The sequence below is a fragment of the Microvirga tunisiensis genome (assembly GCF_009296175.1).
In the GTDB taxonomy this organism is placed as follows: domain Bacteria; phylum Pseudomonadota; class Alphaproteobacteria; order Rhizobiales; family Beijerinckiaceae; genus Microvirga; species Microvirga tunisiensis.
Genome location: NZ_VOSK01000871.1, coordinates 1 through 915, shown reverse-complemented (window position 1 = coordinate 915; position 915 = coordinate 1). Strand labels below are relative to the sequence as shown.

Annotated in this window: 1 protein-coding gene; it reads right to left on the bottom strand. The window is 63.8% G+C overall.

Features of this window, described 5'->3' with window-relative positions; translation table 11 throughout:
• Window positions 1-79: 79 nt before the first annotated feature.
• Window positions 80-568: a Crp/Fnr family transcriptional regulator gene (locus FS320_RS44235; RefSeq protein WP_152718764.1), complete on the bottom strand. Its 489-nt coding sequence runs from the start codon at window positions 566-568 to the stop codon at window positions 80-82.
• Between the last annotated feature and the right edge of the window lie 347 nt (window positions 569-915).

Genomic DNA, 915 nt, shown 5'->3' with positions numbered 1-915 from the left:
GCGGATGAAGGGAGTGCATCACGTCCTCCTGCGGTGAGAAGCTCGGCGTCGCAGGCCGTCAAAGCGCCAAGTATACTCCTCAATGGCGTAACGCACCTGATCCCAACAACGTTCCGCTACCAAACAAGTTATTGCAGGCCATCGACTGCAGGGCTTGCGCCAGCAGGGCCTCGACAAACTGCAGGCAGAGTTCGCGCACCGCAGGCCGGGCCTCGAACACGCGCCGCAGGGCTGCGGTGTCGAGGCTCGAGGCGGTGCCGGTGACCTGGACCACATAGCGTCCCAGAGACCGGTAGGTGGCGAGCGCACTGGTGAGGCCGAACAGAGCCTCACGCCCGAGCACCGCCATCTCGACGGTTTTGCCATCGGCCAGAACGGTGACGAGGGAAACGACGGCGTCCTGAGGGAAATAGACAAAGGGCATGCGGTCGCCGGTCTCGTAGACAACGGTGCCCTTCACCAACCTGACCGTCTCGAGATGCGGCTCCAGGACGGCAAAGTCCTCAGGCTCCAGCGCGGCCAGAAGCTGGTTGGCGCGATGACCGGATCGGCGCGATGACTTGGCCATGCACGTGCCTTGATTGCCGACGGAAATGACCCTGTGACACGGCCACATAGATCAGGGCGTCAATCAGCAAAGGGAGCAGCATCACATTGACAGGCAAGGGCGCGAGACTGAGAGGTCCAGGCCGCGAAAGTTGCCCGTTGGGAACCATCTCAGCGGCGCAGCTTGGCTGTGGCGGCGGCCGGCAGGACAGATCCGATGGCCGGCTCTCGCTTCAGCGATTGGGCTCGGCACAGCTGCCGGGCAGCAGCGTCTTGAAGCGGAAGCGGATCTTGCGGTAGCACTCGCACGCTCCCCGTTCCAGACCGGCGCGGTCGATCACCCTGATCCCGCCACGGTACTGCTCGATC